A 23,014-nucleotide genomic window follows, 5' to 3' on the forward strand; every position below is an offset into this window, starting at 1 on the left:
TTAGCAGGCCTGCGCCGGCGGCGCAGGCCGGGGCGCAGATCAGGCGACGTCGCGGACGATGGCCTCGCTGTGGACGATGATCTTGACGGCGTCCGCTTGCAGCAGGCGGATGCGACGTTGTACCAGCGGCCAGCCGGACCACGGCACGCTGGCGCCGTCCACCTCGATGGAGGTGGTTGCCGGCACGGTTGCAGGCGACGCAGCAGCTGCGGATTGCGGCGACAGCGCCTGCGCCAGCGTGCGCACGACCTGCTCGTGGCTTTCGCGCAGCATGGCGTTGACCGGTGCGGTCGGCAGCTCCTTCACGTGGCGGCGCAGGATGGCGCGCAGCGCCGCCACGTGCGCCACCAGCAGGTAGTTCTGCACGATGAACAGGTTGATGTCCTCCACCGCGCGCTGCTTGCGGGCCGGCTCGTCGAGCATGCGCACCAGCGCGGAGCTGAGCGCGGCCAGGCTGTCCATCAGGCGCTTGCGCTCGATGCGGTAGGCGAAATCGTCCTTGCCCTTGCCTTGCAGCAGATCGAAGCTGGCCTGCATGTAGCGCAGGTTCACGTCCAGCACTTCGCGGATCAGGCGCGGCAGGGATTGATATTCCCAGCTGGCCAGCACGAAGCTGAACGCGGTCGCCACCGCCGCGCCGATGAAAGTATCGGTCAGGCGCTCGACGATCAGGTCGTGGTTGCCCGGTGCGATCAGGTGCATCTGCAGCAGGATCATGATGCTGACCGCGATCGCGGCATAGCGGTAGCGCACGTAGATGAAGGTCGGCGTGGCCACCGTCGATAAAATCAGGAAGCCCAGTATCGCCGCCGGATAGTTCAGGTACTTGATGATCAGCGCCGTGATCACGCAGCCGATGATGGTGCCGACGATGCGGTCGCTGCGGCGCTGCTTGGTCATGCTGAAGCTGGGTTTGAGGATGATGACGATGGTCAGCACGATCCAGTAGCTGTGCGCCGCATATGGCAGCCACGAGGCCACCGCCAGGCCGACCGAGATCGCCATCGCCACCCGCAGCGAGAAGCGGAAGATCGGCGAATCGAAGCGCAGGTGCGACAGGATCATGCGCAGCTCGTACTTCTGCTGCGACAGGAAGGGGCCCATGTCGGCGTCGACCCAGAACGGCGTGGTGTCGTAGGCCTTCTGGCTGGCCTGGTGCAGCTCACCGATCATCTTGATGATGGCGCGCACCTTGTTGCGCTGCGCGCGCAGCACGGCCAGCGCTTCCTGCGCCGGCTTGCCTTCGTCCACGCGCTGTTGCAAGGCCGCCAGCTCCGCCTCGATGGCGGCCAGTTCCGGCTCGTAGCTGATCTCCGGGTAGGAGGCCTTCTTGCGGGTGACGTCGTAGGCCACCGATTCGATATCGCGCGCCGCCTTGTAGGCCAGGTCGTGCAGCGATTTCAGCACCGGCGAATCGGCCAGGTGCACGCGCAGCTGCGCATAGTCGGTGTGGGTCGACAGGATCAGTTCATACAGGTCCAGCATGCAGACGTGGGTCTGCACGACGATGGCGTCCTTGCTGTTCTGGTGGCTGCGCAGTATCAGGTCGCGCGAGGCTTGCTGGCGGTCGGCCAGCAAGCTTTGATGGCGTACCAGCTTGTTGAATTGCTCGGTGAGGTTGTAGCGGGTGTCGTAGAAGTCGGCCTTGATGTCGATGTAGGCGGCCAGCTCGAACAGCGCCTCGGCCAGCACCTGCTGCTTGATGCGGTGGCGCAGTATCCACGAGATGCCCATCGCGTAGGCCAGGTAGGCCACCGCGCCCAAGGTAAACAGGCCGGTGTGGATGAAGGACTCGCGCGCCGTCATGTCGTGTTCCATCGACATGGTCATGATGAACAGCGTGGCCAGTTGCAGCGGCATCGACTTCTTGCCGTAGACGACCATCATGCAGGCCAGGAAGCTGATCGCCACCAGCATCGCCATCAGCAGCCAGTGCACCGGCGCGCACAGGCTGATCAACAGCGTGACGGCGCTGCACAGCAGCACCGAGGCGCTCATCTCGTTGAACTTGTGGCGCAGGGGGCTGGGCATGTCCATCAGCGCGGTGCAGAGCGCACCGACGCAGACCGTCATGGCGGTGGCCATGCCGGCGAATTGCAGCGTAATCAGGGTGACGCCGACCAGGCCCGCGGCAAAGCGCAGGCCCAGGTAAAAGTAATGGCTGTAGAAAAAGGTGCGCAGGTTGAGTGCGTAATGCATGGCTATGGCCTTGTGGGCAGCTTGCATGCGCGCGGCGGGATCGCCGCCGCGCGCATGGGGTAACGCTAGATTGTGCGGTGGTTAGAGGACGGACAGCACCGGGTAACGGCGCCATTCCGGCTCTGCGTGGCGTTTGCCGTGTTCGAAGATGAAGCCCAGTACCTTGTCCTGGCTGGTCAGCAGCGCCGGATTGGCGGCCTTCCACTGCTCGAATTTCGCTTTCAGTTCAGGTTCGGTTTCCAGCATCTCCATCGCCAGGTCTTCGAACACGTAGTCGGAGAACGCTTCTTTTTTCTCCAGCACGCTGTTGAAGAAACCCCAGCGGAAGAAGGAGTCGTGGCCTTGCGGTTCCAGCGTTTCGACGGCGTAGCGGGCGTTGGCCTGCTTGAGCGGAATGAAGTAGTCGCCCGGCTGCACGGTGAAGCTGCCGGTGCGCGCCTCCAGGTCCACCACGTCGTGGTACATATGGCCTTCGTAGGCGTTCGGACGCGAGGTGACGGCGGCGATGTGATAGTACTGCGCCTCGATGGTGGAGGCTTCGTCGAAGCGCGCCATTTCCACGCCGTTCCATTGCAGGCGCTCGATGACTTCACGCCACGCTTGCGGGATCACATAGCCTTTCGGCGCGCGCACGGTGGCCGACGGCACGAAGTTGTTGTAGTAGGCGATGTCCTTTTCCCACGGCTGGCTGCGGTCGTAGGACAGGCGGGTGTAATTGCCCAGCAGGCTGGGACTGCGCTTGGCCGCGTAGCCCTTGAAGCGGAAGGTCGATGGATTCGCTTCATCCATTTTCCAGCTGACGGTCCATTCCTTGGCGCTGGCGGCCTGCTCGCGCGCGTCGGCGCGCAGCTTGCGGATCTGCTCGCCGTGGGTGACGGTGAAGGCCATCGTCACGTCCAGCAGCGCGCGCATCGAATCGTAGCGGTCCTTGAAGGGCTTGAGCATGTGCGTCTCCGGCATGAAGCCGATCACGTGGTGCAGCGCTGCGAAGCCGGTAGAGAAGCGCGGCACTTCCAGGAATTCGGCGATGCCGTCGTCCGGCGTGTCCTGCACCGGGTTGACGTAAGGGCAGGTCGGCCAGCCTTTCGCTTCCATCTGCGCGTAGATGTGCGGCAGCATGGTCTCGCGCAGGAAGGGGCCGAGGCCGTAGCCCAGCTTGTCCGCCTGGGTGTGGATCAAGGTCATCGTGTATGGATAGTCGGCGCCGTTGGAGGTGTGGGTGTCCACCATCACGTCCGGATCCCAGCTGGTGACGAGCTGGTTGAACAGCTGCGCGTTGAGCGTGTCGCACTTGATGAAGTCGCGGTTCAGGTCCAGATGGCGGCTGTTGCCGCGGAAGCCGAACTGCTCCGGGCCATCCTGGTTGACGCGCGAGGTGTTGGCGCGGTTCAGCGCACCGTCGACGTTGTACAGCGGGACGAACAGCAGCACGGTCTTGCCCAGCGCGGCGAGGCGGGCCGGATCGAAGCACAGGTCGCGCACGATGGCCATGCAGGCGTCCACGCCTTCGGGTTCGCCGGGGTGGATGCCGTTGTTGTTGAAGAAGACGGTACGGCCTTCTGCCTTGATTTGCGTGCTGTCGAACACGCCGTCCGCGCTGACTACGCCCGCATGCACCGGGATGCCGCCGTCGGACGTGCCGATCTGTTCAAAACGCAGTACTTGCGGGAAGCGTTGCGCCAGCTCCTGGTAGAAGGCGACGCATTCGCTCCACAAGGTGGTCTGGTTTTGATTGCCTTTTTCGTAAGGCGTAGGCATTTCTGGGTGCATGGCAGTCTGGATCTCAGAGGGAGTTGAGGGGAGGGCGCGTCGCGCTGGATAAGCACTGCGACACGCTGCCGAGGGCGGAATTGTATCATTCGTGCCCGAATTTTGAGCGGCTCCGGGCTAGTCGGGCGCAGGTTTTGCGTTGCTTCAAGAGAACTTTGCGGCGGTGGTGCTCTACTGGAGAACACGGACATGGCCGGGAGAGAGCGATGGGCAACAGGTACGGATTGCGCGCGGTGATCGTGATGGCGCTGCTGGCGCTGGGCTGCAGGGTTGGATTGGCGCAGATCGGGCCGCGCTATGTGATCGAGCTGGAAAGCGCGGCGGCGCCGTTGCCGCCCACGGCGGCGGGTCGGGTGCAGCTGGCCGGCAAGGGGCTGGCGCTGATTCATTTCCAGGGGCTGAGCATATTGACGGCGGGCGCCGATGCGGATGCCTACAGCGCCGAAGCGGTGCGGCAGTGGCCGGCGGCCGACCTGCTGTTGGTCACGCCCGCCGGCAGCGGCCGCTATGGCGGGGTGGCGCCGTTGGCGTCGCTGGGCAAGTTGCCGGTGATTGTGGCGGCGCCGGAGTCCGCCGTGCCGGTGTCCGCGGCGACGCAGTTGCCGACGATGCAGGCCGACGCGCCGCAGTTTTATCCGATGCAGACCTGGGATACGCTGCATCTGCGCAAGGGCAAGACGCGGTTGCGGGTGACTGCGCTGCCCGGCCAGCCCGGCACGGCGAACGTGGCGGGGTTCATGCTGGAGGTGGGCAATAGCTGGGTTTCTTACCGGCTGTACGTCAGTTGCGAACACCTGGCGGCGGACGAGGCGGACGTGCTGGCGCAACGCCTGCCGGGCGCCGACCTGGCGCTGCTGCCCGACCATCACGCGCCGCTGCTGCTGGCGCTGCAACGCGCTGCAGGGCCGGCCGCTGTCGCAGCCAAGCCGGCCGTGCTGACCGAGGCCGGCCAGGCGTTCAAGGCGATCAAACGCTAGTTACTGCTTGACGTTGGTGTCGACCCAGGCGGCGAAGGTGGTCATGAACTTTTGCAGGAATTCCCGGGTGCTGTCGTTGTTCAACTTGCCGTTGTCGTCCAGCAGCTTGGCGGCGCCGCCGATGTAGGCTTCCGGCTGCTGCAACAGCGGCATGTCGAGGAATACCATCGATTGGCGCAGGTGGTGGTTGGAGCCGAAGCCGCCCGTCGCGCCCGGCGACACGCTGACGATGGCGGCCGGCTTGCCGCTCCAGATGCTGCTGCCGTAGGGACGCGAGCCGACGTCGATGGCGTTCTTCAGCGGCGCCGGCACCGAGCGGTTGTATTCCGGCGTGACGAACAGCACGGCTTGCGCCGCCTGCATGCGCTGGCGGAACTGGGCCCAGGCTTGCGGCGCGGTGGCGCCGTTTTCCTCCAGGTCCTGGTTGTACAGCGGCAGTTCGCCGATCTCGACGATCTCCAGCTGCAACGACGGCGGCGCCATCGCGATCAGCTCGTGGGCGAACTTGCGGTTGAGTGAATCCTTGCGCAGACTACCGATCACTACGGCGACTTTTTTCGCGGCCATGACATCTCCTGAACACGGTTATAAAGAGTCTTAATGTAACCGATCCATGAAAAAAACCACGCCGCGTTGCCGGGGCGTGGTTTCCTTGATGAAGCGCGGAAGGCTTATTCGGCCTTCATCTCCTTCAGCAGGTTGTCGGCGTGGTCGACGTGTTTCATGTTCCACAGGATGTAGCGCAGGTCGACCTGGATGTCGCGGGTGTTGGCCTTGTTGAAGTCCCAGTCCGAGATGATGGAGTCGAGAATGCCATCGAAGGCCAGGCCGATCCACTCGCCCTTGGCGTTCAGCGCGGCCGAACCGGAGTTGCCGCCGGTGATGTCCAGCGTGGCCAGGTAGGCGACCGGCACCGATTTCAGTTTCGGATCGAGGTACTTGCCGAAGTCCTTGGCCTTGATCGCGGCCAGCTGGGCTTGCGGTGCGTTGAACTCGCCCACGCCGGTGGCTTTGGCGGCCACGCCTTCGACGGTGGTGAAGGCCTTCCAGGTGGTGCCGTCGGCGCCGTGGTCGCGGCCGGCGATCTGGCCGAAGGTCACGCGCAGGGTGCCGTTGGCGTCAGGGTAGACCGCCTGGCCTTTGCTCTGCATGAAGGCGATCTTGGCCTTCATGTAGTTGGCGTAGGCTTGCTGCAGCTTGCCGCCCAGTTCTTCCTCTTGCGCTTCTTCCTTCATGTCCGACTCGTACATGGCCACGGCCGCCTTGATGAAGGCGTCGTTGCTGGCCTTGAAATCGGCCGGGGTCTTGCCGATCCAGCTGGTGCGCTCGGCGGCGTCGCCCAGCTTGCTGCCGGCGTACATCGTGTCCAGTACGGCTTGCAGGTCGGCCTTGCTCATGCCGTCCTTGATGCCGATGATGGCGTCGAAGTCGGCGTTGCGCTGGGCTGCCGGCAGGGCCGCGTATTTCGACAGGCTGTTGATCACCAGCGCCTGGTCGACTTTTTCATCGTAGTTGCGCACCAGGGCGGCCACCGACGATTTGATGCGCGGCACGTCGCGCACCTGGAAGCCGGACTTGCGTTCGGCGTCAGGCTTGGTGTTTTCGTTGGCCAGGCGGTACAAGGTGCGCGCGGTGTTCAGCAGGCGTGGCTTGGACGAGGACAGGAAGTAGTCGCGCTTGGTTTCGGCGTCGCGCTGGGCGATCAGCTTTTCCACCAGTTCGATGTCGCCGGCGTATTCGGCCTTGCGGGCCGGGTTGGCGTTGATCCAGCTCTTCAGCGCTTCGTGCTCCGCGGTTTTACGCTGGAGCATGTCGCTGCCGGCGTAGGAGTCCAGCATGCCCTGGCGGTTCTTGTAGTAGTTGTTGATGCTGGCCACTTGCGACGCGTACTTCAGCGCGGTGTCCTTGTTGTCCTTGGTGGTGTCGGCGATGATCGCCAGGTTTTCCGCCGAGGTCTTGACGAAGGTCGGGTAGCTCCAGTCGAAGGTGTAGGCCACTTCCGACGGCAGGCGGTGGCGGTTGGTGCGGCCCGGGTAGCCCAGCACCATGATGAAGTCGCCTTCCTTGCTACCTTCCTTGGCCAGCTTCAGGTAGTGCTGCGGAATGTAGGGGACGTTGTCCTTGCTGAAGTCGGCGGCCTTGCCGTCCTTGCTGACGTAGGCGCGGTAGAAGCCGTAGTCGCCGGTGTGGCGCGGCCACATCCAGTTGTCGGTGTCGCCGCCGAACTTGCCGACGCCGGCCGGTGGCGCGTGCACCAGGCGCACGTCGCGGATTTCCAGTTGCTTGATCAGGTAGTACTCCAGGCCGCCGTAGTAGGACGACACGGTGCAGCGGTGGCCTTGGTCTTTTTCGCACTCGGCCTGGATGGATTTCTGGTTCTTCTCGATGGCGTCGCTGCGCTTCTTGCCGCTCAGTTTGGCGACATCGGCGGTGACGACTTGCTTGCTGACGTCGGTGACGGCCTTGGTCACGAAGATGCGGCTGCCTGGGGCGGCCGGCAGTTCTTCGCCGAAGTTATGGGCCAGAAAGCCATTGGCCAGCAGGTCGCGTTCCGGCGTGGAGTTGTGGGCCACGCTGCCGTAGACGCAGTGGTGGTTGGTGGCGACCAGGCCTTGCGGCGAGACGAAGGAGGCCGAGCAACCGCCCAGGCTGACGATGGCGCCCATCGGGAACTCGGTCAGTTTGGTCAGGTTGGCGGGGTCCAGTTTCAGGCCGGCGGCTTTCAGTTGCTTGGCTACTTGTGGCAGCTGTTGCGGCATCCACATGCCTTCATCGGCGTGGGCTGCGGTGCTCAGGATGGCGAGCGCGATCAGTGATTTATGCATGTTTGTCGTTGTTGAAGTGGTGGTAAATGGAACAACGACGGGAGTATAACGAAAAACCGGGGACAGTCGAACAACGTCGTTCCCGCGAAAGCGGGAATCCATACAACGCCTGAGTGGAGGCTCAGCATGGATTCCCGCCTGCGCGGGAATGACTACGGGATCAGTCGGCCTTGATGGCTTCGATCTGGATCGCCAGTTTGACTTCCGGCGCGAAGGCCGGGGTGCCGTAGTTCAGGCCGAAATCGGTGCGCTTGAACTCGGCCACCGCGTTGGCGCCGCAGACTTCACGCTTGTAGCGCGGGTGCATGATGCAGTTGAACTTGTCCACCTTCAGCGCCACCGGCTTGGTCACGCCCAGCAGGGTCAGCTCGCCTTCGACGCCGACCAGCTTGTCACCCTCGAACTTGAACGATTTGCTCTTGTAGGTGATGGTCGGGAATTTCTCGACGTTGAACATGTCGGCCGTCTTGGCGTGGCTGTTCATCTTGTCCATGCCGAAGTCGATCGAGTCGGCCACGATGGCGACGTCCAGCGCGCCGGTCTTGGCGGCGCGGTCCAAGGTCACGGTGCCGCTGGTCTTGTCGAACTTGCCGCGCCAGACCGACAGGCCCATGTGGTCGGCCTCGAAGCTCGGGTAGGTGTGCGTCGGGTCGATGTTGTAGGTGGCGGCGATGGCGGACGTGGCCGAGGCGGCCAGCAGGGTGGCGATCAGGATTTGCAATTTCATCTAACGGTCTCCGGGGTAAAAATTATTGGGCTACGACGTGGAACTTGATGGTCACTTCATCGGCGACCATGCCGGTGTCTTTCCACTCGCCTTCGCCGATGTTGTAGGCCAGGCGCTTGATCGGCAGCGCGCCTTCAAACACTTGCTTGCCGCCGTCGGCCTTGACCGTCAGCGGGAAGGTGATGTCGGCGGTCTTGCCCTTGATGGTCAGCTTGCCGGCGACGCTGAGCTTGCCGGCGCCGGCGCTCTTGATCGACGACGAGACGAAGGTCGCTTTCGGGAACTGGGCCGAGTTGAACCATTCCTTCTTCGCCACTTCCTTGTTCATGTCGGCGTCGCCGACGTCCAGGCTGGCGGTCTCGACTTCGACGGTGGCCTTGGAGGCGTCCGGCTTGGCCGCATCGTAGTCGATGGCGACCGTGTATTTCTTGAACTTGGATTCGACCGGCACGTTCATCTGCTTGAACACGGCCGACACGGTGGACTTGGCGGGATCGGTCTTCAGGGCGGCGGCGCTGGCGGCCAGGGCAACACCCATCAGCGTAACGAGGGCGAGTTTTTTCATGGTTTTCATATTGGCTCCGGTGGATGGGGTGATTACGGCAGCATGCGTTTCAGCGTGGCGTCGCGGTCGACAAAGTGATGCTTGAGTGCGGCGAGGGCGTGGGCCACTACGGCGGCGGCCATCGTCATGGTCAGAACATAATGAACGGTTTTTAAGATCGGCTTAAGTTCGGCATTCGGCTCGATCAGGGCCGGCAGCTGGAACAGGCCCAGGTACACCACCGGCACGCCGGCCGCATAGGTGTACAGGTAGCCGGAAATCGGCACCGCGAAGATGAAGAAGTACAGCAGGTAGTGCATGCCGTCGGCCACCTTGTGCTGCCAGGCCGGAATGCTGGCCAGCGGCGGCGGCGGTTTATTGGCCTTGCGCCACAGCAGGCGGATGGCGGCCACGCCCAGCACCGTCACGCCCAGCCATTTGTGCCAGGAATAGTATTTGAGCTTGGTGGGCGTGATGCCGTGGATGTCCACCATGGTCAGGCCGAGGAAGAAGGCGGCGATGATCAGCAGGGCGGTCAGCCAGTGCAGCAGCATGGCCGTTTTGGTGTAGCGTTGCATAAGCTTGAGCTCCAGAAAATAGTACGTGTTAGGACTAATATACCAAAGAAATGCAATGCGTGCTGAGCCGGCGTAAAACCCCGCATGCTGTCAGCGATGCGCTTGCCGTACCGCTTAGGGGTCGGACCCCGTACGGGGTCCGACCCCGCCTGGCTGTGCGGGGTAAAAAAAAGCCCCCGGGACTGATGTCGGCGGGGGCTAGTGTAAAACAGTTTAACGGGTTTGCTTAGATGGCTTTAGCCAGATCCGTCGCGATACCGATGTAGTTGGCCGGAGTCATGGCCAGCAGCAGGTCCTTGGCTTCCTGCGGGATCGCCAGGCCGGTGATGAAGTCGCGCAGCGCGTCTTTCGAGATGCCTTTGCCGCGGGTCAGCTCTTTCAGCTGCTCGTACGGGTTCTCGATGCCGTAGCGGCGCATCACGGTTTGCACCGGCTCGGCCAGCACTTCCCAGTTGGCGTCCAGGTCGGCAGCCAGGCGGGCGTGGTTCACTTCCAGCTTGTTCAGGCCGCGCAGGCAGCTGTCGTAGGCCAGCAGGGTGTAGCCCAGGCCGACGCCGATGTTGCGCAGCACGGTCGAATCGGTCAGGTCGCGCTGCATGCGCGACACTGGCAACTTCTCCGAGAGGTGCTTCAGCACGGCGTTGGCCAGGCCCAGGTTGCCTTCCGAGTTTTCGAAGTCGATCGGGTTGACCTTGTGCGGCATGGTCGACGAACCGATTTCGCCGGCCTTGGTCTTCTGCTTGAAGTAGCCCAGCGAGACGTAGCTCCAGATGTCGCGGTTCAGGTCCAGCAGGATGGTGTTGACGCGGGCGAAGGCGTCGAACAGTTCGGCCATGTAGTCGTGCGGCTCGATCTGGATGGTGTACGGGTTGAACACCAGGCCCAGGCGCTGCTCGATCACGTCCTTGGAGAAATTGGCCCAGTCAAACGACGGGTAGGCCGACAGGTGGGCGTTGTAGTTGCCGACCGCGCCGTTCATCTTGCCGAGGATCTCGACCTGCTCGATGCGCTTGATGGCGCGCTGCAGGCGGGCCACGACGTTGGCCATTTCCTTGCCCAGGGTGGTCGGGCTGGCGGTCTGGCCGTGGGTGCGCGACAGCATCGGCACGTCGGCGTTGGCGATGGCGATTTCCTTCAGGCGGGCGATGACCTTGGTCAGCGACGGCAGCATGACGCTGTCGCGGGCCGCTTTCAGCATCATGCCGTGCGAGGTGTTGTTGATGTCTTCCGAGGTGCAGGCGAAGTGGATGAACTCCGACGCGGCCACCAGTTCCGGCACATCCTTGACCTGCTCCTTGAGCCAGTACTCCACGGCCTTGACGTCGTGGTTGGTGACGGCTTCGATTTCCTTGATGCGGGCGGCGTCTTTCTCGCTGAAGTCGCTGGCGATCTTGTCCAGCAGGGCGCTGCCCGCTGCCGAGAACGGCTTGATTTCAGCGAAACCGGCCAGCGACAACGCTTGCAGCCAGGAGATTTCTACTTTGACGCGGTGGTGCATGAAGCCCGATTCGGACAGGATGGGACGCAGCAGGTCGGTTTTACCGGCGTAGCGGCCGTCCAGCGGCGACAGCGCCGACAGCGTGGAGTAAGGAGTAGTGGTCATGATGGGAAGGAGGCAGGGTTAAAATTGCGCAAAGGTAGATTTTACCATTGGCCGGGCCTGAACCCTCCGATGTTATACTGGCACCTGCTCTTTCACTCTAAGCCTCTATGAAACTCATCGGTTCGCTCGCCAGTCCTTATGTACGCAAAGTTCGTGTTGTCCTGGCGGAAAAGAAGCTTGATTACCAGTTTGAACTGGAAAATGTGTGGGCGCCGGATACCACCATCGACAAGCTGAACCCGCTGGGCAAAGTGCCGAGCCTGGTCATGGAAGACGGCAACGTCATGATCGATTCGCGCGTCATGGTCGAATACCTCGATACGCTGACACCGGTTTGCAAGCTGCTGCCGCCGAACGGGCGCGACCGCGCCGACGTCAAGTGCTGGGAAGCGCTGGCCGACGGCATGCTGGACGCCGCCATCATCGTGCGCCTGGAGCGCACCCAACGTCCGGTCGAGCTGCAAAGCGAGGACTGGATGGCGCGCCAGATGCGCAAGGTGCAGCTGGGCCTGGCCTCGCTGTCGGAAAAGCTGGGCGAGTCGGCCTATTGCGCCGGCGTCCATTACTCGCTGGCCGACGTGGCGGTGGGCTGCACGCTGGGCTGGCTGTCGTTCCGCTTCCCGGACATCACCTGGCGCGACGACTACCCCAACCTGGCGCGCCTGTACGACAAGCTGTCCGAACGCCAGTCGTTCAAAGACACCGTGCCGCAATAAGCACCATGCCCAAGACCACGCCGCCCGACGCGGACAGTTCCGCCCAGCAGCGGCGCCTGCAAATGGCCGACATCGCGCGGCTGGCCGGGGTGTCGACCTCGACGGTGTCGCGGGCGCTGGCCGGTAGCAAGCTGGTCAGCGAGGAGACGCGGGTGCGCATCATGGAGCTGGCCCGCTCGCTCAAGTACACCATCAACATCGGCGCGCAGAACCTGCGCATGAAGCAGAACCGCACCGTCGGCGTGGTGATTCCCTACGACTCGGCCACGCGCCAGCATTTGTCCGATCCCTTCTTCCTGTCGATGCTGGGCAGCCTGGCCGACGCGCTGACCGAGCTGGGGTTCGACATGCTGGTCTCGCGGGTGGACGCCGAGGAGCTGGACGCGGCCGCCGCGCCGTTCGACACGGGCCGCGTGATCGGCATCATCCTGATCGGCCAGTGGCGCCACCATGAACAACTGAACCAGCTGGCCGCGCGCCATGTGCCGATCGTGGTGTGGGGTGCGCAGTTGCCGCAGCAGCTGTATTGCACCGTCGGCGGCGACAATGTGACCGGCGGCGAGCTGGCCGGCGCGCACCTGGTCGCGCACGGCCGCAAGCACATCGCCTTCTTCGGCGATATCAACCTGCCCGAAGTGGGCCAGCGCTACGCCGGCCTGTGCCGCGCGCTGGAGCGGGCCGGCATGGCGGTCGATCCGGCCTTGCAGGTGTCGGTGTCCTTCCTGCCGGAGGGCGGCAGCGAGGCGGTGCAGGAACTGCTGCGCCGCGGCGTGCGCTTCGACGCCGTGTTCGCCGGCAGCGACCTGATGGCCATGACCTCGATTAACACGCTGCGCCAGCATGGCTACGATGTGCCGGGACAGGTCGCCGTGGTCGGCTATGACGATATCGAGCTGGCCGGCTACTTCCATCCGCCGCTGACCACCGTGCAACAACCTATCCGCGAGGCCGGCCGGGCGCTGGTGTCCCAGCTGCTGGAGCTGGTCGACGGCCGCCCTGCGCCTTCGCTGCAAATTCCTACCCAACTGATCGTTCGCAACAGTTCTGTCTGATTTATGCAACCGATTGCATAAGCTTCATAGCAGGGACTTTAAATATATTTTTGCAGTGTTATGCAATCGATTGCATTAAATCGAAATCCGATGAATAATGGCGTACCTGCTCAATTAAGCGGCAGATCAAAACGACAATATCTGGAGACGACAATGGAACAACGCACATTCAAACTGGGCGGCATCGCTGCCGCTGTTGCAACGGCTGTCCTGCACATGGGCGGCGCCTCGGCGCAGGAAGCCGCACCGGCCGCGCCGACCGATGGCCTGAACATGGAGCGCGTGGTCGTCACCGGCACCTCCGGCGGTTCCACCAAAATGAAATCCAGCGTGTCGATCAGTACCCTGGAAGGCGAGACCATCAAGAACGGCGCGCCGCTGAGCGCCGCCGAAGTGCTGCGCTCGGTGCCGGGCGTGCGCTCGGAATCGTCGGGCGGCGAGGGCAACGCCAACATCACCGTGCGCGGCGTGCCGATTTCGGCCGGCGGCGCGCGCTACGTGCAGATCCAGGAGGACGGCCTGCCGGTGCTGCAATCGGGCGACTTCAACTTCATCACGCCGGACAGCTTCGTCAAGATCGACGGCACGCTGGACCACCTGGAAGTGGTGCGCGGCGGTTCGGCCTCCACGCTGGCGACCAATGCGCCGGGCGGCATCATCAACTTCATCACCAAGACCGGCGAGGAAAAGGGCGGCCATATCGGCATCAGCCACGGCCTGGGCTACGACGAAACCCGGCTGGACTTCGACTACGGCGCGCCGCTGTCGGACAAGACGCGCTTCTTCATCGGCGGTAACTACCGCAGCGGCGAAGGCGTGCGCAACACCGGCATGAGCACCGAGGACGGCGGCCAGATTCGCGGCAATATCACGCATGACCTGGACAACGGCTTCATCCGCCTGTCGTTCAAGCATGTGGACGACAAATCGCCGACCGTGCTGCCGGTGCCGGTGCAGGTGGTGAACCAGCAGATCCAGGAAATCCCCGGCATCGATCCGCGTAAGGTGACGTTCTACTCGCCGTACTGGGTGCGCGATGTCACGCTGGGCAAGAACAACACGCCGGTGTCGACCAACGTCAACGACGGCCTGCACGTGAAGAGCGATACGGTCGGCCTGGAAGGCTCGTTCGACCTGGGCGACGGCTGGAACCTGAGCGACAAGTTCCGCACCTCCAGCAACAGCGGGCGCTTCACCGGCGTCTTCGCCGGCAACAACGGCACGGTCGGCAATTACGTGTTCGCGACGGGACCGAACAAGGGCAAGGCCTACAACGGCCGCGCCTTCTCCGCCGTGGTGTTCAACACCTCGATCGACGACGCCGGCAATACGCTGAACGACACCAAGCTGGCCAAGACCTTCAAGCTGGCCGACGGCTCCAAGCTGACCACCACCGCCGGCCTGTATCTGTCGACGCAGAAGCTGGCGCTGACCTGGAACTTCAACGAGTACCTGATGCAGGCCAGCGGCGACAAACCGGCCTTGCTGCAAACGGCAAGCGCCACGCCAGGCCTGGTCGGCCCGGCCTTCGGCGGCTGCTGCTCGCGCGCGGTGGACATGGAATACAAACTGACGTCGCCTTACCTGAACGTGGGCTATGAAACCGGCCCGCTGAACATCGACGCCAGCGTGCGCCAGGACCGCCAGCGCGCCAGCGGCACGGCCAACATCGCCACCATGAGCGGCGGCGCCTTGCGCTACGATCCGGCCACGCAGCAGCTGGTGGACTACAAGATCAACCACAACTCGTACTCGGTTGGCGGCAACTACCGCATTACCGGCAACCTGGCGGCGTTCGCCCGCGTCAGCGATGGCGTGGCCTTCAATGCGGACCGCATCCTGTTCGGCACACCGCTGGATGGCAGCGCGCCGATCAACATCAACACCGTCAAGCAGATCGAGGGCGGCGTGAAGTGGCGCAGCGGCGGCGTGAGTACGTTCGTGACGCTGTTCCAGGCCAAGACCGACGAGAGCAATTACGAGGCGACCACGCAGCGCAGCACCTCCAACAAGTACGACGCCAAGGGCGTGGAGCTGGAAGGCGCCTACGCGCTGAACGACTTCCGCGTCACCGGCGGCATGACCTACACCGATGCCAAGATCACCGGCACCGCGCCCGGCGATGTGGCGGTAATCGGCAACACGCCGCGCCGCCAGGCCAAGGTGGTGTATCAGATCGCACCGACCTACACCTTCGGCCAGGCTACAGTCGGCGCCAGCTTGATCGGCACCGGCAAGTCTTGGGGCGACGATGCGCACACCATCGTGCTGCCGGCGTACCAGGTGGTGAACGCCTTCGTCAATTATCACGTGACGGAGAAGGCTACCTTGTCGCTGAGCGTGAACAACCTGCTTAACAAGATCGGCTACACCGAAGTCGAAGGCGACGGCCATGCCGCCCGCTCCATCTCCGGCCGTGCCGCGAAAGTCAGTCTGTCCTATGCCTTCTAAAGTAATGTCGGACCGCCTGCTGGCGGTCCTTTCCGATGACCTGCGTCCGCTGGCTGCGCAGCGGCTGGCGGCGGCGGAGCCGGTGCTGCGCCGGCTGCTGGCCGGCCTGTATGGCGAGCGTGCCGATTTCGATGCGTGGCTGGGTGAACTGATGGAATCGCTGGGCGTGTTGTACCAGGCGCGGCCGGTGGAGTTGCGGACGCTGGATGCGCAACGCTCGGCGCAGCCGGAGTGGTTCCTCAGCCAGCGCATGCTGGGTTACTGCGCCTATGTGCAGAACTTCGGCGGCGATTTGAACGGCGTGGCGGCGCGCATCCCGTATCTGCGGGAACTGGGCGTCAGCTATCTGCACCTGCTGCCGTTCCTGCGTCCGCGCGCGGGCGAGAATGACGGCGGTTTCGCTGTCTCCAGTTTCGACGAGGTCGATCCTGCGCTGGGCAGCAATGCCGACCTGGATGCGTTGACCATGCAGCTGCGCGCGGCCGGCATCAGTCTGTGCTCGGACTTCATCCTGAACCACGTGGCCGACGATCATGCCTGGGCGCGCGCCGCCAAGGCCGGCGACGCCGGCGCGCGGGCGATGTTCCATGTGTTCCCCGACCGCGACATGCCGGACCGCTACGAACGCACGCTGGGCCAGGTGTTCCCGCAGGTCGCGCCGGGAAATTTCAGTTTTATCGAGGAGCTGGATGGCTGGGCGTGGACCACGTTCTACCCGTATCAGTGGGACCTGAACTACGCCAACCCGGCGGTGTTTGCCGCGATGGCCGCCGCCTTGCTGCGCCTGGCCAATCGGGGAATCGAAGTGTTCCGCCTCGATTCGACCGCCTTCCTGTGGAAGCGCGAGGGCACCAACAGCATGAACCAGCCGGAAGCGCACCAACTGCTGCAAGCCTTGCGGGCGATCGTCGATATCGTCGCGCCGGGCGTGCTGCTGAAGGCCGAAGCCATCGTGCCGACGCGCGAGCTGCCGGCCTACCTGGGCAGCGCGGAAGCGCCCGAGTGCCACATCGCCTATCACAGCAGCCTGATGGCGGCCGGCTGGGTGGCATTGGCGGAGCAGGGCACCGGCGTGCTGCGGGAAGTGATACGCAACACGCCAGCGCTGCCGACCGCCGCGACGTGGCTCAGCTACGTGCGCTGCCATGACGACATCGGCTGGAACGTGCTGCGCGCCGAGGCTTCGGCCGACGGCAGCGATAGCGCGGTGCGGCTGGCGCGCGCGGCGCGCTTCTTCAGCGGCGCGGAGGGCAGTTACGCCATCGGCGCCGCCTTCCAGAGCACCGATCCGAACGCGGCGCACGGCAGCAACGGCATGGCGGCGTCGCTGGCCGGCCTGCAGGCGGCCGGCACCGACGAGGAACGCGCGCTGGCGCTGCGCCGCATGCTGCTGCTGCACGGCTTGGCCCTGAGCTTCGGCGCGTTGCCGGTGCTGTACATGGGCGACGAGCTGGCAATGGAGAACGACTACAGCTACCAAGATCGCCCGCAGCATGCGATGGACAGCCGCTGGTTGCAACGGCCGGTGTTCGATCAGCAGCGTTGGAAGCATCGCTACGATGTTTCCACCGTGCCGGGGACGATGCACCAAGCGCTGGCCAAGCTGGTGCGCATACGTAGCCGGCATGATGCGCTGGCGGCCAACGCGCCCCGCGCGCTGCTGGCCGATGCGCCGGACGGCATGCTGACGCTGGCGCGCGGCGAGCGTTTCCTGACGCTGATGAACTTTTCCGGCCAGCCGCAAAGTTATACGCTGCAAGGCGCATGGCGAGATTGCGTGGCGGAGCAGGCGATGAGCGGCACGCTGGTGCTGGAACCGTATGCGATGCACTGGCTGGAACGCGAATAATATAGAATCGCCCAAGCAGGGCGTGGAGACAAGCATGACCCAACAAACCATTGCCGTATTCGGCGAAGCGCTGGTCGACGATTTCATCACCGAGCAGGTTGTCGGTGGTGCGCCGTTCAACGTCGCGCGCAATCTGGCGGCGTTCGGCGTGGCGACGCTGATGGTCACGCGTATCGGCGCCGACAAGAACGGTGCGCTGGTGCGCAACGAGTTCGAACGCTTCGACATGAGCGAGGCAGGCCTGCAAATCGATCCGCAGGAGGCCACCGGCCGCGTGGTGGTCGAGCGCAATGCGGACGGCCACCGCTTCATCATCCTGCCGGACCAGGCCTATGATTACGTGGAGACCGGGCCGGCGCTGGCGGCGTTGGCGCAGGCCGCGCCGGACACGATTTATTTTGGCACCATGGCGCAGCGGCACGAGCGTTCGCGCACGGCGCTGCGGGCGATGCTCGATGCGTCCCGCGCGTTCAACGTGCAGCGCTACCTGGACTTGAATGTGCGCGACGGTCAGGTGACGGAGCGCTGCGCTTACGAATCGCTGCATTTGGCGGACATCGTCAAGGTCAACGAGGATGAGCTGAAGGATCTGTTCAGCTGGTACACCCACACCAAGCCGGGCACCAAGGCCATCGACAGCGCCGAGATGGTGGACGCCTGTCAGGCGCTGATGCGTATTTTCTCGCTGCAAGGCCTGATCGTCACGCTGGGCGAGCGCGGCGCGCTGTACTTCGGCGCCGACGGCGCCGTCATCGCCAACCAGGAATGCCATGCGCCGGTGCGCATCGTCGACACGGTGGGCGCGGGCGACGCCTTCTCCGCCGTGTTCCTGTTCGGGCAAGCGCGGGGCTGGCCGATCAGCCTCACGCTGGCGCGCGCCAACGCCTTTGCCGGCGCCATTTGCGGCATCTCCGGCGCGGTGCCGGCCGATATCGCGTTCTACCAGCCGTGGATCGCGGCCTGGCGCGGCGACGCGGTCATGCCCGGAGCCGTCGCATGAAGCCGCGGCTGTCGTTCTGGCAGATCGTGAACATGAACATCGGCTTCTTCGGCATCCAGTTCAGTTTCGGCCTGCAGCAGAGCAGCATGAGCCCGATCTACAAATACCTGGGCGCGGACGAGGCCAGCCTGCCTTACCTGTGGCTGGCCGGGCCGATGACCGGCCTGCTGGTGCAGCCGCTGATCGGCGCCATGAGCGACCGCACGGTCACGCGCTGGGGACGGCGCACGCCGTACTTCCTGATCGGCGCCATCCTGTGCAGCCTTGGCCTGCTGGCGATGCCATTCAGCCCCACGCTGTGGATGGCGGCCAGCCTGCTGTGGATACTGGATGCCGCCAACAACGTGACGATGGAGCCGTACCGCGCCTTCGTCAGCGACAAGCTCGACCCGCAGCAGCATTCGGTCGGCTTCCTGACGCAGAGCGCCTTTACCGGATTGGGACAAACGCTGGCCTATCTGACGCCGTCGCTGCTGGTCTGGCTGGGCATGAACAAGGACGCCGTCAACGGCAGCCATATTCCGCACATCGTCATCGTCGCCTTTTTGATCGGCGCGGTGTTCTCGATTTCCTCGGTGCTGTGGACCTTGAAGACCACGCCCGAATACCCGTTGACCAGCGAGGAGCTGGCGCAGATCCGCGCGCGGCCGGCCGGTTGGCGCCACACGCTGGGCGACGTCGCCAGCGCGATCCGCGAGATGCCGCCGACGATGAAGCAGCTGGCCTGGGTCAAGCTGTTCCAGTGGTATGCGATGTTCTGCTATTGGCAGTACATCATGCTGTCGCTGTCGACCACCATCTACGGCACCACCGACCAGGCCTCGCAAGGCTTCCGCGACGCCGGCCTGTTGTCCGGGCAGGTGGGTGCGTTCTATAACTTCATCGCGTTCGTGGGGGCGCTGGCGCTGGTGCCGTTCACGCGCCGCCATGGGCCGAAGATCACGCACAGCGTCTGCCTGGCGCTGGCCGGCATCGGCATGCTGGCGATACCGATGATCCATACGCCGGCGCTGCTGTTCGTGCCGATGGTGGGCATCGGGCTGGCGTGGGCCAGCATCATGGGCAATCCGTATGTGATGCTGGCGGGTTGCATTCCGCCGGAGCGCACCGGCGTCTACATGGGCATCTTCAATATGTTCATCGTGATCCCGATGATCATCCAGATCTTTACCCTGCCGCTGTATTACCGCAGCCTGCTGGGCGGGAATCCGGAGAATGTGATCCGCCTGGCCGGTGGCCTGATGCTGTGCGGCGCGCTGGCCGTGCTGGCGGTGAAAATAAAAAAGCCGCAGGCGAACCCGCGGCTTGCAGAGGAAGCTAGTCCGGCTTAGTCTTCGTTCATCTGGCTTTGCAGGTAGTTCTGGATGCCGACCTTGCCGATCAGGTCCAGCTGCGTTTCCAGCCAGTCGATGTGTTCTTCGGTGTCTTCCAAAATCATCAGCAGCAGGTCGCGCGACACGTAGTCGGCGGCCTTCTCTGCGGCGGCGATGCCTTCCTTGACGGTGACCTGGGCGCCTTTTTCCAGCTTCAGGTCGCAGCCGATCATCTCTTCGGTGTTCTCGCCGATCATGATCTTGTGCATGGCTTGCAGGTTAGGCAGGCCGTCCAGCATCAGGATGCGGTCGATCAGTTTGTCGGCGTGCTTCATTTCGCCGATCGATTCTTCGTATTCCTTCTTCGCGATCTTCTCGAAACCCCAGTGACGGTACATGCGCGAGTGCAGGAAGTACTGGTTGATTGCGGTGAGTTCGTTGGTCAGCTGAGCGTTCAGCAGGCGAATAACTTCTGGGTCACCCTTCATGGGATGCTTTCTAAAATGGTGGTGGAATACTGACATTTTGCCACGAACGCCGGGCTTGCGTGGCCCGATGCGTGCAAAGTGTACCAATATCGGCGGAGTGAGATTGTTGGCGCAAATGAAAACAATTAACATTCCCATGTCGCCGTTACGAAAGGAAGCCCCCCCATGATGCTGCATATCCCCGCCGTGCTGACCAAGCCGCAGGTGCAGGAGTTCCGCCACCGCCTGGCGCAGGTCGACTGGATCGACGGCCGCGGCACCGCCGGGCCGCAGAGCGCGCAGGTCAAGCGCAACCGCCAGCTGCCGGAGCTGTCGCCGCTGGCGCAGGAGCTGGGCGCCTTCATCACGCAGGCGCTGGCCAGCCATCCGCTGTTCTTCGCGGCGGTGCTGCCGTTGCGCATACTGCCGCCTTATTTCAACAGCTACGCCAGCGGCGAGCATTACGGCATGCATGTCGATGGCGCCATCCGCACGCGGCCCGGCACGGCCAACGCGATGCGGGCCGACGTGTCGTCGACCCTGTTCCTCAGCGAGCCGGAGGAGTATGACGGCGGCGAGTTGATCGTCAGCGACGCCTACGGCACGCACGAGGTCAAGCTGGCGGCGGGGGATTTGATCGTTTATCCGTCGAGCAGCGTGCACCAGGTGGCGCCGGTCACGCGCGGCGAGCGGGTCAGCTCCTTCCTGTGGGTGCAGAGCATGGTGCGCGACGACGCCAAACGCGGCATGTTGTTCGAGCTCGACCAGAACATCCAGAAGCTGCGCGCCGCACATGGCGACAACGAGATCACGGTCGACCTGACCGGTCATTATCACAACCTGCTGCGCATGTGGGCCGATGTGTGAGGCAAGCCACAGAGGGCTGAAACCGCCAGGGGTAGTATCGATTCTTTCCCCTACCGGAGTGCGCCACCATGGACTCGACCAATGAGAATCATCACCAGGATTTGATCGGCGAGGACGCCGTCAAGAAAATCCGCGACTTTGTCGACAGCACGCCGGGCTGCTTCTTTTGCACCAGCGACGTGGCCGGCGGCCCCGGCGACGCGCGGCCGATGACCGCCTTGCAGGTCGATGCGCTGGGCAATCTGTGGTTCGTCAGCGCCAGCGACAGCTTGAAGAACCTGGAGCTGGCGGCCGAACCGTCGGCCACGCTGTATTTCCAGGGCTCGGCGCACTCGGAGTTCATGCATCTGGAGGGCATCGCCACGGTGCTGCGCGATCCGGTCAAGCTGAAGGAGTTGTGGAGCTTTACGATGAAGACCTGGTTCACCGGCGGCGAGGACGATCCGCGCATCACGCTGATCAAGTTCGCGCCGACCTACGGCTACTATTGGGATACCAAGCACGGCAAGGCGGTGGCCAGCGTCAAGATGCTGATCGGCGCCGTGATCGGCAAAACCCTCGATGACTCCATCGAGGGCAGGCTGGACGTCTGAGCGATCAGCCCAGCTGGAAGTTGATCGGCACCAGCGCGTACACGGGAACCGGCTTGCCGTCTTCCATGTTGGGCTTGTACAGCGCGCGCAGCACGGCCTGGCGGCCGGCTTCGTCGAGATTGCTGGAGCCGGACGATTTGTGGACGACCACTTGCTCGGCCTGGCCTTTTTCGCTGATCAGCACGCGCAGGATGACGATGCCGCTCTCGCCCATGCGGCGCGAGATGTTCGGATAGACCGCCTGCGGCGCGCGGATATATTCGACGCCGGACACGGTTTTCGGCGCGGCCGGCGTGGCCGCGTGGGCTGGCGCCGGTGGCGCGGGCGGTGCTGCGACGGCGACCGGTTCGCTGGTGCGCGGCTGCGGCGGCGCGACGGTGATGGTCGGCTCGGTCTGGACCACGTTCACCAGCGGAACCGGCGGAATAAAGGACGGCGCCTGGCGCACGACCGGCACGGTCTTGGGCGGCGGCGCGGCCGGCTTGAGCGGCTCCGGCGCGGCGATGAAGGTGACGTTGACCACCTGCGGCAGGATCGCGTGCGTGACGTGGTTCAACATTCCCGACTGCAACATATAAAACCCGAACACATGCACCATGACGATGGCGGCCAGCGGCGCGAACTTGCGGCCGCGGGTTTGCCATTGCGTTTTCAGCAGAGCGGCCAGGCCGCTGTCGTCTGCCGCCGGCGTGTTCGCCGTGCGGCCATAGGTCATGGTGTTCATCGGAGCGATCTTAATAGCTGAGCTTAGTTGCTGAAGACAGGGCGCTTCAGGACGGTTTCCTGGATCTCGGCGGTGGCGGCCAAGTGCTCGCTCAGGATTTCTTCGGCGCAGGAAAAGCATTGGCCGCAGCACGTCGCCACGCCCAGGTCGCGGCGCAATTCTTCCATCGACGTCAATCCCAATTCCACGGCTTGACGGATTTCACGATCAGATATGTTGTTGCAGACACATACAATCATCGATACACCTTCTGGCTAGGCATTACAAAAAGAATGAACTGACATGATTGCCTGTTGGTTACTTAATGCGAATCATTATCATTAATCGTATACTGCCTCAACTTTGAGCGAGATGCAAGCGCAAATAGAAGTAATTCGCATTACCGTTTATAATGTTAGTATCTTATTTCCGGCAAGAACGCGATCTTGCAGTTCGCCGGCAAGCCGCAGCGGCACTGGCCGGGCGGCGATTTGAACGGACTTCGCTATGACGCACGCAGCTCCCCTGATCACCCTCGATGCCCTGACGGTCGGCGCCAGCGCCACCGTGGTGCACATCGCCCCCGGCGACGACGCCGCCCACGATGGCGCCACGCTGGCGCGCCGGCTGATGGAGCTGGGCTTTGTGCCGGGCGAAAAAATCCGCATGCTCAAGCGCGGCATGCCGGGTGGCGAGCCGCTGGCGATCAAGGTCGGCAACTCGACGTTCGCGTTGCGCCGCTTCGAAGCGGCGCTGATCTCGATACAACCGGAATAAATC

General features: G+C 63.6%; 21 protein-coding genes. 10 read left to right on the forward strand and 11 right to left on the reverse strand.

What is annotated here, in order from left to right:
* Window positions 1-39: 39 nt before the first annotated feature.
* Entirely contained in the window at window positions 40-2,199 is a 2,160-nt protein-coding gene (locus tag V6M89_RS21170) for an FUSC family protein (protein ID WP_332855029.1), read from the reverse strand.
* 81 nt (window positions 2,200-2,280) lie between these two features.
* A complete protein-coding gene (locus V6M89_RS21175) occupies window positions 2,281-3,957 on the reverse strand; it encodes a M14 family zinc carboxypeptidase (RefSeq protein ID WP_442881988.1) in 1,677 nt (558 codons plus the stop codon).
* Window positions 3,958-4,175: 218 nt separating this feature from the next.
* Between V6M89_RS21175 and V6M89_RS21180 the strand changes: the two genes are divergently transcribed.
* Window positions 4,176-4,946 carry a hypothetical protein gene (locus V6M89_RS21180; protein WP_332855031.1) on the forward strand — a complete coding sequence of 257 codons (771 nt, stop codon included), beginning with the start codon at window positions 4,176-4,178 and terminating at the stop codon, window positions 4,944-4,946.
* Here V6M89_RS21180 and V6M89_RS21185 read toward each other — a convergent pair whose 3' ends face one another.
* The 6 genes from V6M89_RS21185 to purB all read right to left on the reverse strand — a co-directional run bounded on the left by V6M89_RS21185 (window position 4,947) and on the right by purB (window position 11,223).
* Window positions 4,947-5,513 (reverse strand): NADPH-dependent FMN reductase, encoded by a 567-nt coding sequence (locus V6M89_RS21185; protein ID WP_332855032.1) that lies wholly within the window; start codon window positions 5,511-5,513, stop codon window positions 4,947-4,949. It abuts the gene before it with no gap.
* Between the two features lie 104 nt (window positions 5,514-5,617).
* Entirely contained in the window at window positions 5,618-7,771 is a 2,154-nt protein-coding gene (locus tag V6M89_RS21190) for a S46 family peptidase (protein ID WP_332855033.1), read from the reverse strand.
* A 160-nt stretch (window positions 7,772-7,931) separates the two neighbouring features.
* Window positions 7,932-8,498, reverse strand: a complete 567-nt coding sequence (locus V6M89_RS21195) for a YceI family protein (RefSeq protein WP_332855034.1) — start codon at window positions 8,496-8,498, stop codon at window positions 7,932-7,934.
* 22 nt (window positions 8,499-8,520) lie between these two features.
* Window positions 8,521-9,072, reverse strand: coding sequence for a YceI family protein (locus tag V6M89_RS21200; RefSeq protein ID WP_332855035.1), 552 nt, complete (start codon window positions 9,070-9,072; stop codon window positions 8,521-8,523).
* 23 nt (window positions 9,073-9,095) lie between these two features.
* The gene (locus tag V6M89_RS21205) at window positions 9,096-9,620 is read right to left on the reverse strand and encodes a cytochrome b (protein ID WP_332855036.1); all 525 of its coding nucleotides are present in this window, start codon (window positions 9,618-9,620) and stop codon (window positions 9,096-9,098) included.
* 226 nt (window positions 9,621-9,846) lie between these two features.
* The gene (purB, locus tag V6M89_RS21210) at window positions 9,847-11,223 is read right to left on the reverse strand and encodes an adenylosuccinate lyase (RefSeq protein ID WP_332855037.1); all 1,377 of its coding nucleotides are present in this window, start codon (window positions 11,221-11,223) and stop codon (window positions 9,847-9,849) included.
* Window positions 11,224-11,330: 107 nt separating this feature from the next.
* Here purB and V6M89_RS21215 point away from each other — a divergent pair, with 107 nt between their 5' ends.
* From V6M89_RS21215 to V6M89_RS21240, 6 genes are all read left to right on the forward strand, one after another.
* Window positions 11,331-11,939, forward strand: coding sequence for a glutathione S-transferase N-terminal domain-containing protein (locus V6M89_RS21215; RefSeq protein WP_332855038.1), 609 nt, complete (start codon window positions 11,331-11,333; stop codon window positions 11,937-11,939).
* Window positions 11,940-11,944: 5 nt separating this feature from the next.
* Window positions 11,945-12,991, forward strand: coding sequence for a LacI family DNA-binding transcriptional regulator (locus V6M89_RS21220; protein WP_332855039.1), 1,047 nt, complete (start codon window positions 11,945-11,947; stop codon window positions 12,989-12,991).
* 153 nt (window positions 12,992-13,144) lie between these two features.
* Complete coding sequence (locus V6M89_RS21225; RefSeq protein ID WP_332855040.1) at window positions 13,145-15,442, forward strand: TonB-dependent receptor; 2,298 nt, start codon at window positions 13,145-13,147, stop codon at window positions 15,440-15,442.
* On the forward strand, window positions 15,432-17,291 hold the full coding sequence (locus V6M89_RS21230; protein WP_332855041.1) for an alpha-amylase family glycosyl hydrolase: 1,860 nt from the start codon (window positions 15,432-15,434) through the stop codon (window positions 17,289-17,291). Before V6M89_RS21225 ends, V6M89_RS21230 begins: the two co-directional genes overlap by 11 nt.
* A gap of 34 nt (window positions 17,292-17,325) precedes the next feature.
* On the forward strand, window positions 17,326-18,291 hold the full coding sequence (locus V6M89_RS21235; RefSeq protein ID WP_332855042.1) for a PfkB family carbohydrate kinase: 966 nt from the start codon (window positions 17,326-17,328) through the stop codon (window positions 18,289-18,291).
* Entirely contained in the window at window positions 18,288-19,622 is a 1,335-nt protein-coding gene (locus tag V6M89_RS21240; RefSeq protein ID WP_332855043.1) for an MFS transporter, read from the forward strand. Before V6M89_RS21235 ends, V6M89_RS21240 begins: the two co-directional genes overlap by 4 nt.
* Here the strand turns inward: V6M89_RS21240 and bfr are convergent.
* Window positions 19,619-20,092, reverse strand: coding sequence for a bacterioferritin (bfr, locus tag V6M89_RS21245; protein WP_332855044.1), 474 nt, complete (start codon window positions 20,090-20,092; stop codon window positions 19,619-19,621). The two genes, V6M89_RS21240 and bfr, sit on opposite strands and share 4 nt — an antisense overlap.
* 165 nt (window positions 20,093-20,257) lie before the next feature.
* Here bfr and V6M89_RS21250 point away from each other — a divergent pair, with 165 nt between their 5' ends.
* Complete coding sequence (locus V6M89_RS21250) at window positions 20,258-20,938, forward strand: Fe2+-dependent dioxygenase (RefSeq protein ID WP_332855045.1); 681 nt, start codon at window positions 20,258-20,260, stop codon at window positions 20,936-20,938.
* A 68-nt stretch (window positions 20,939-21,006) separates the two neighbouring features.
* Window positions 21,007-21,531: a pyridoxamine 5'-phosphate oxidase family protein gene (locus tag V6M89_RS21255; protein WP_332855046.1), complete on the forward strand. Its 525-nt coding sequence runs from the start codon at window positions 21,007-21,009 to the stop codon at window positions 21,529-21,531.
* Window positions 21,532-21,535: 4 nt separating this feature from the next.
* Here the strand turns inward: V6M89_RS21255 and V6M89_RS21260 are convergent, their stop codons facing one another.
* Window positions 21,536-22,255: an energy transducer TonB gene (locus tag V6M89_RS21260; RefSeq protein WP_332855047.1), complete on the reverse strand. Its 720-nt coding sequence runs from the start codon at window positions 22,253-22,255 to the stop codon at window positions 21,536-21,538.
* A gap of 23 nt (window positions 22,256-22,278) precedes the next feature.
* The gene (locus V6M89_RS21265) at window positions 22,279-22,494 is read right to left on the reverse strand and encodes a (2Fe-2S)-binding protein (protein ID WP_116991964.1); all 216 of its coding nucleotides are present in this window, start codon (window positions 22,492-22,494) and stop codon (window positions 22,279-22,281) included.
* Window positions 22,495-22,741: 247 nt separating this feature from the next.
* Between V6M89_RS21265 and V6M89_RS21270 the strand changes: the two genes are divergently transcribed.
* Entirely contained in the window at window positions 22,742-23,011 is a 270-nt protein-coding gene (locus tag V6M89_RS21270; RefSeq protein WP_332855048.1) for a FeoA family protein, read from the forward strand.
* Window positions 23,012-23,014 lie beyond the last annotated feature (3 nt).

Source organism: Duganella sp. S19_KUP01_CR8 (assembly GCF_036688705.1).
Taxonomy (GTDB): domain Bacteria; phylum Pseudomonadota; class Gammaproteobacteria; order Burkholderiales; family Burkholderiaceae_D; genus Rugamonas.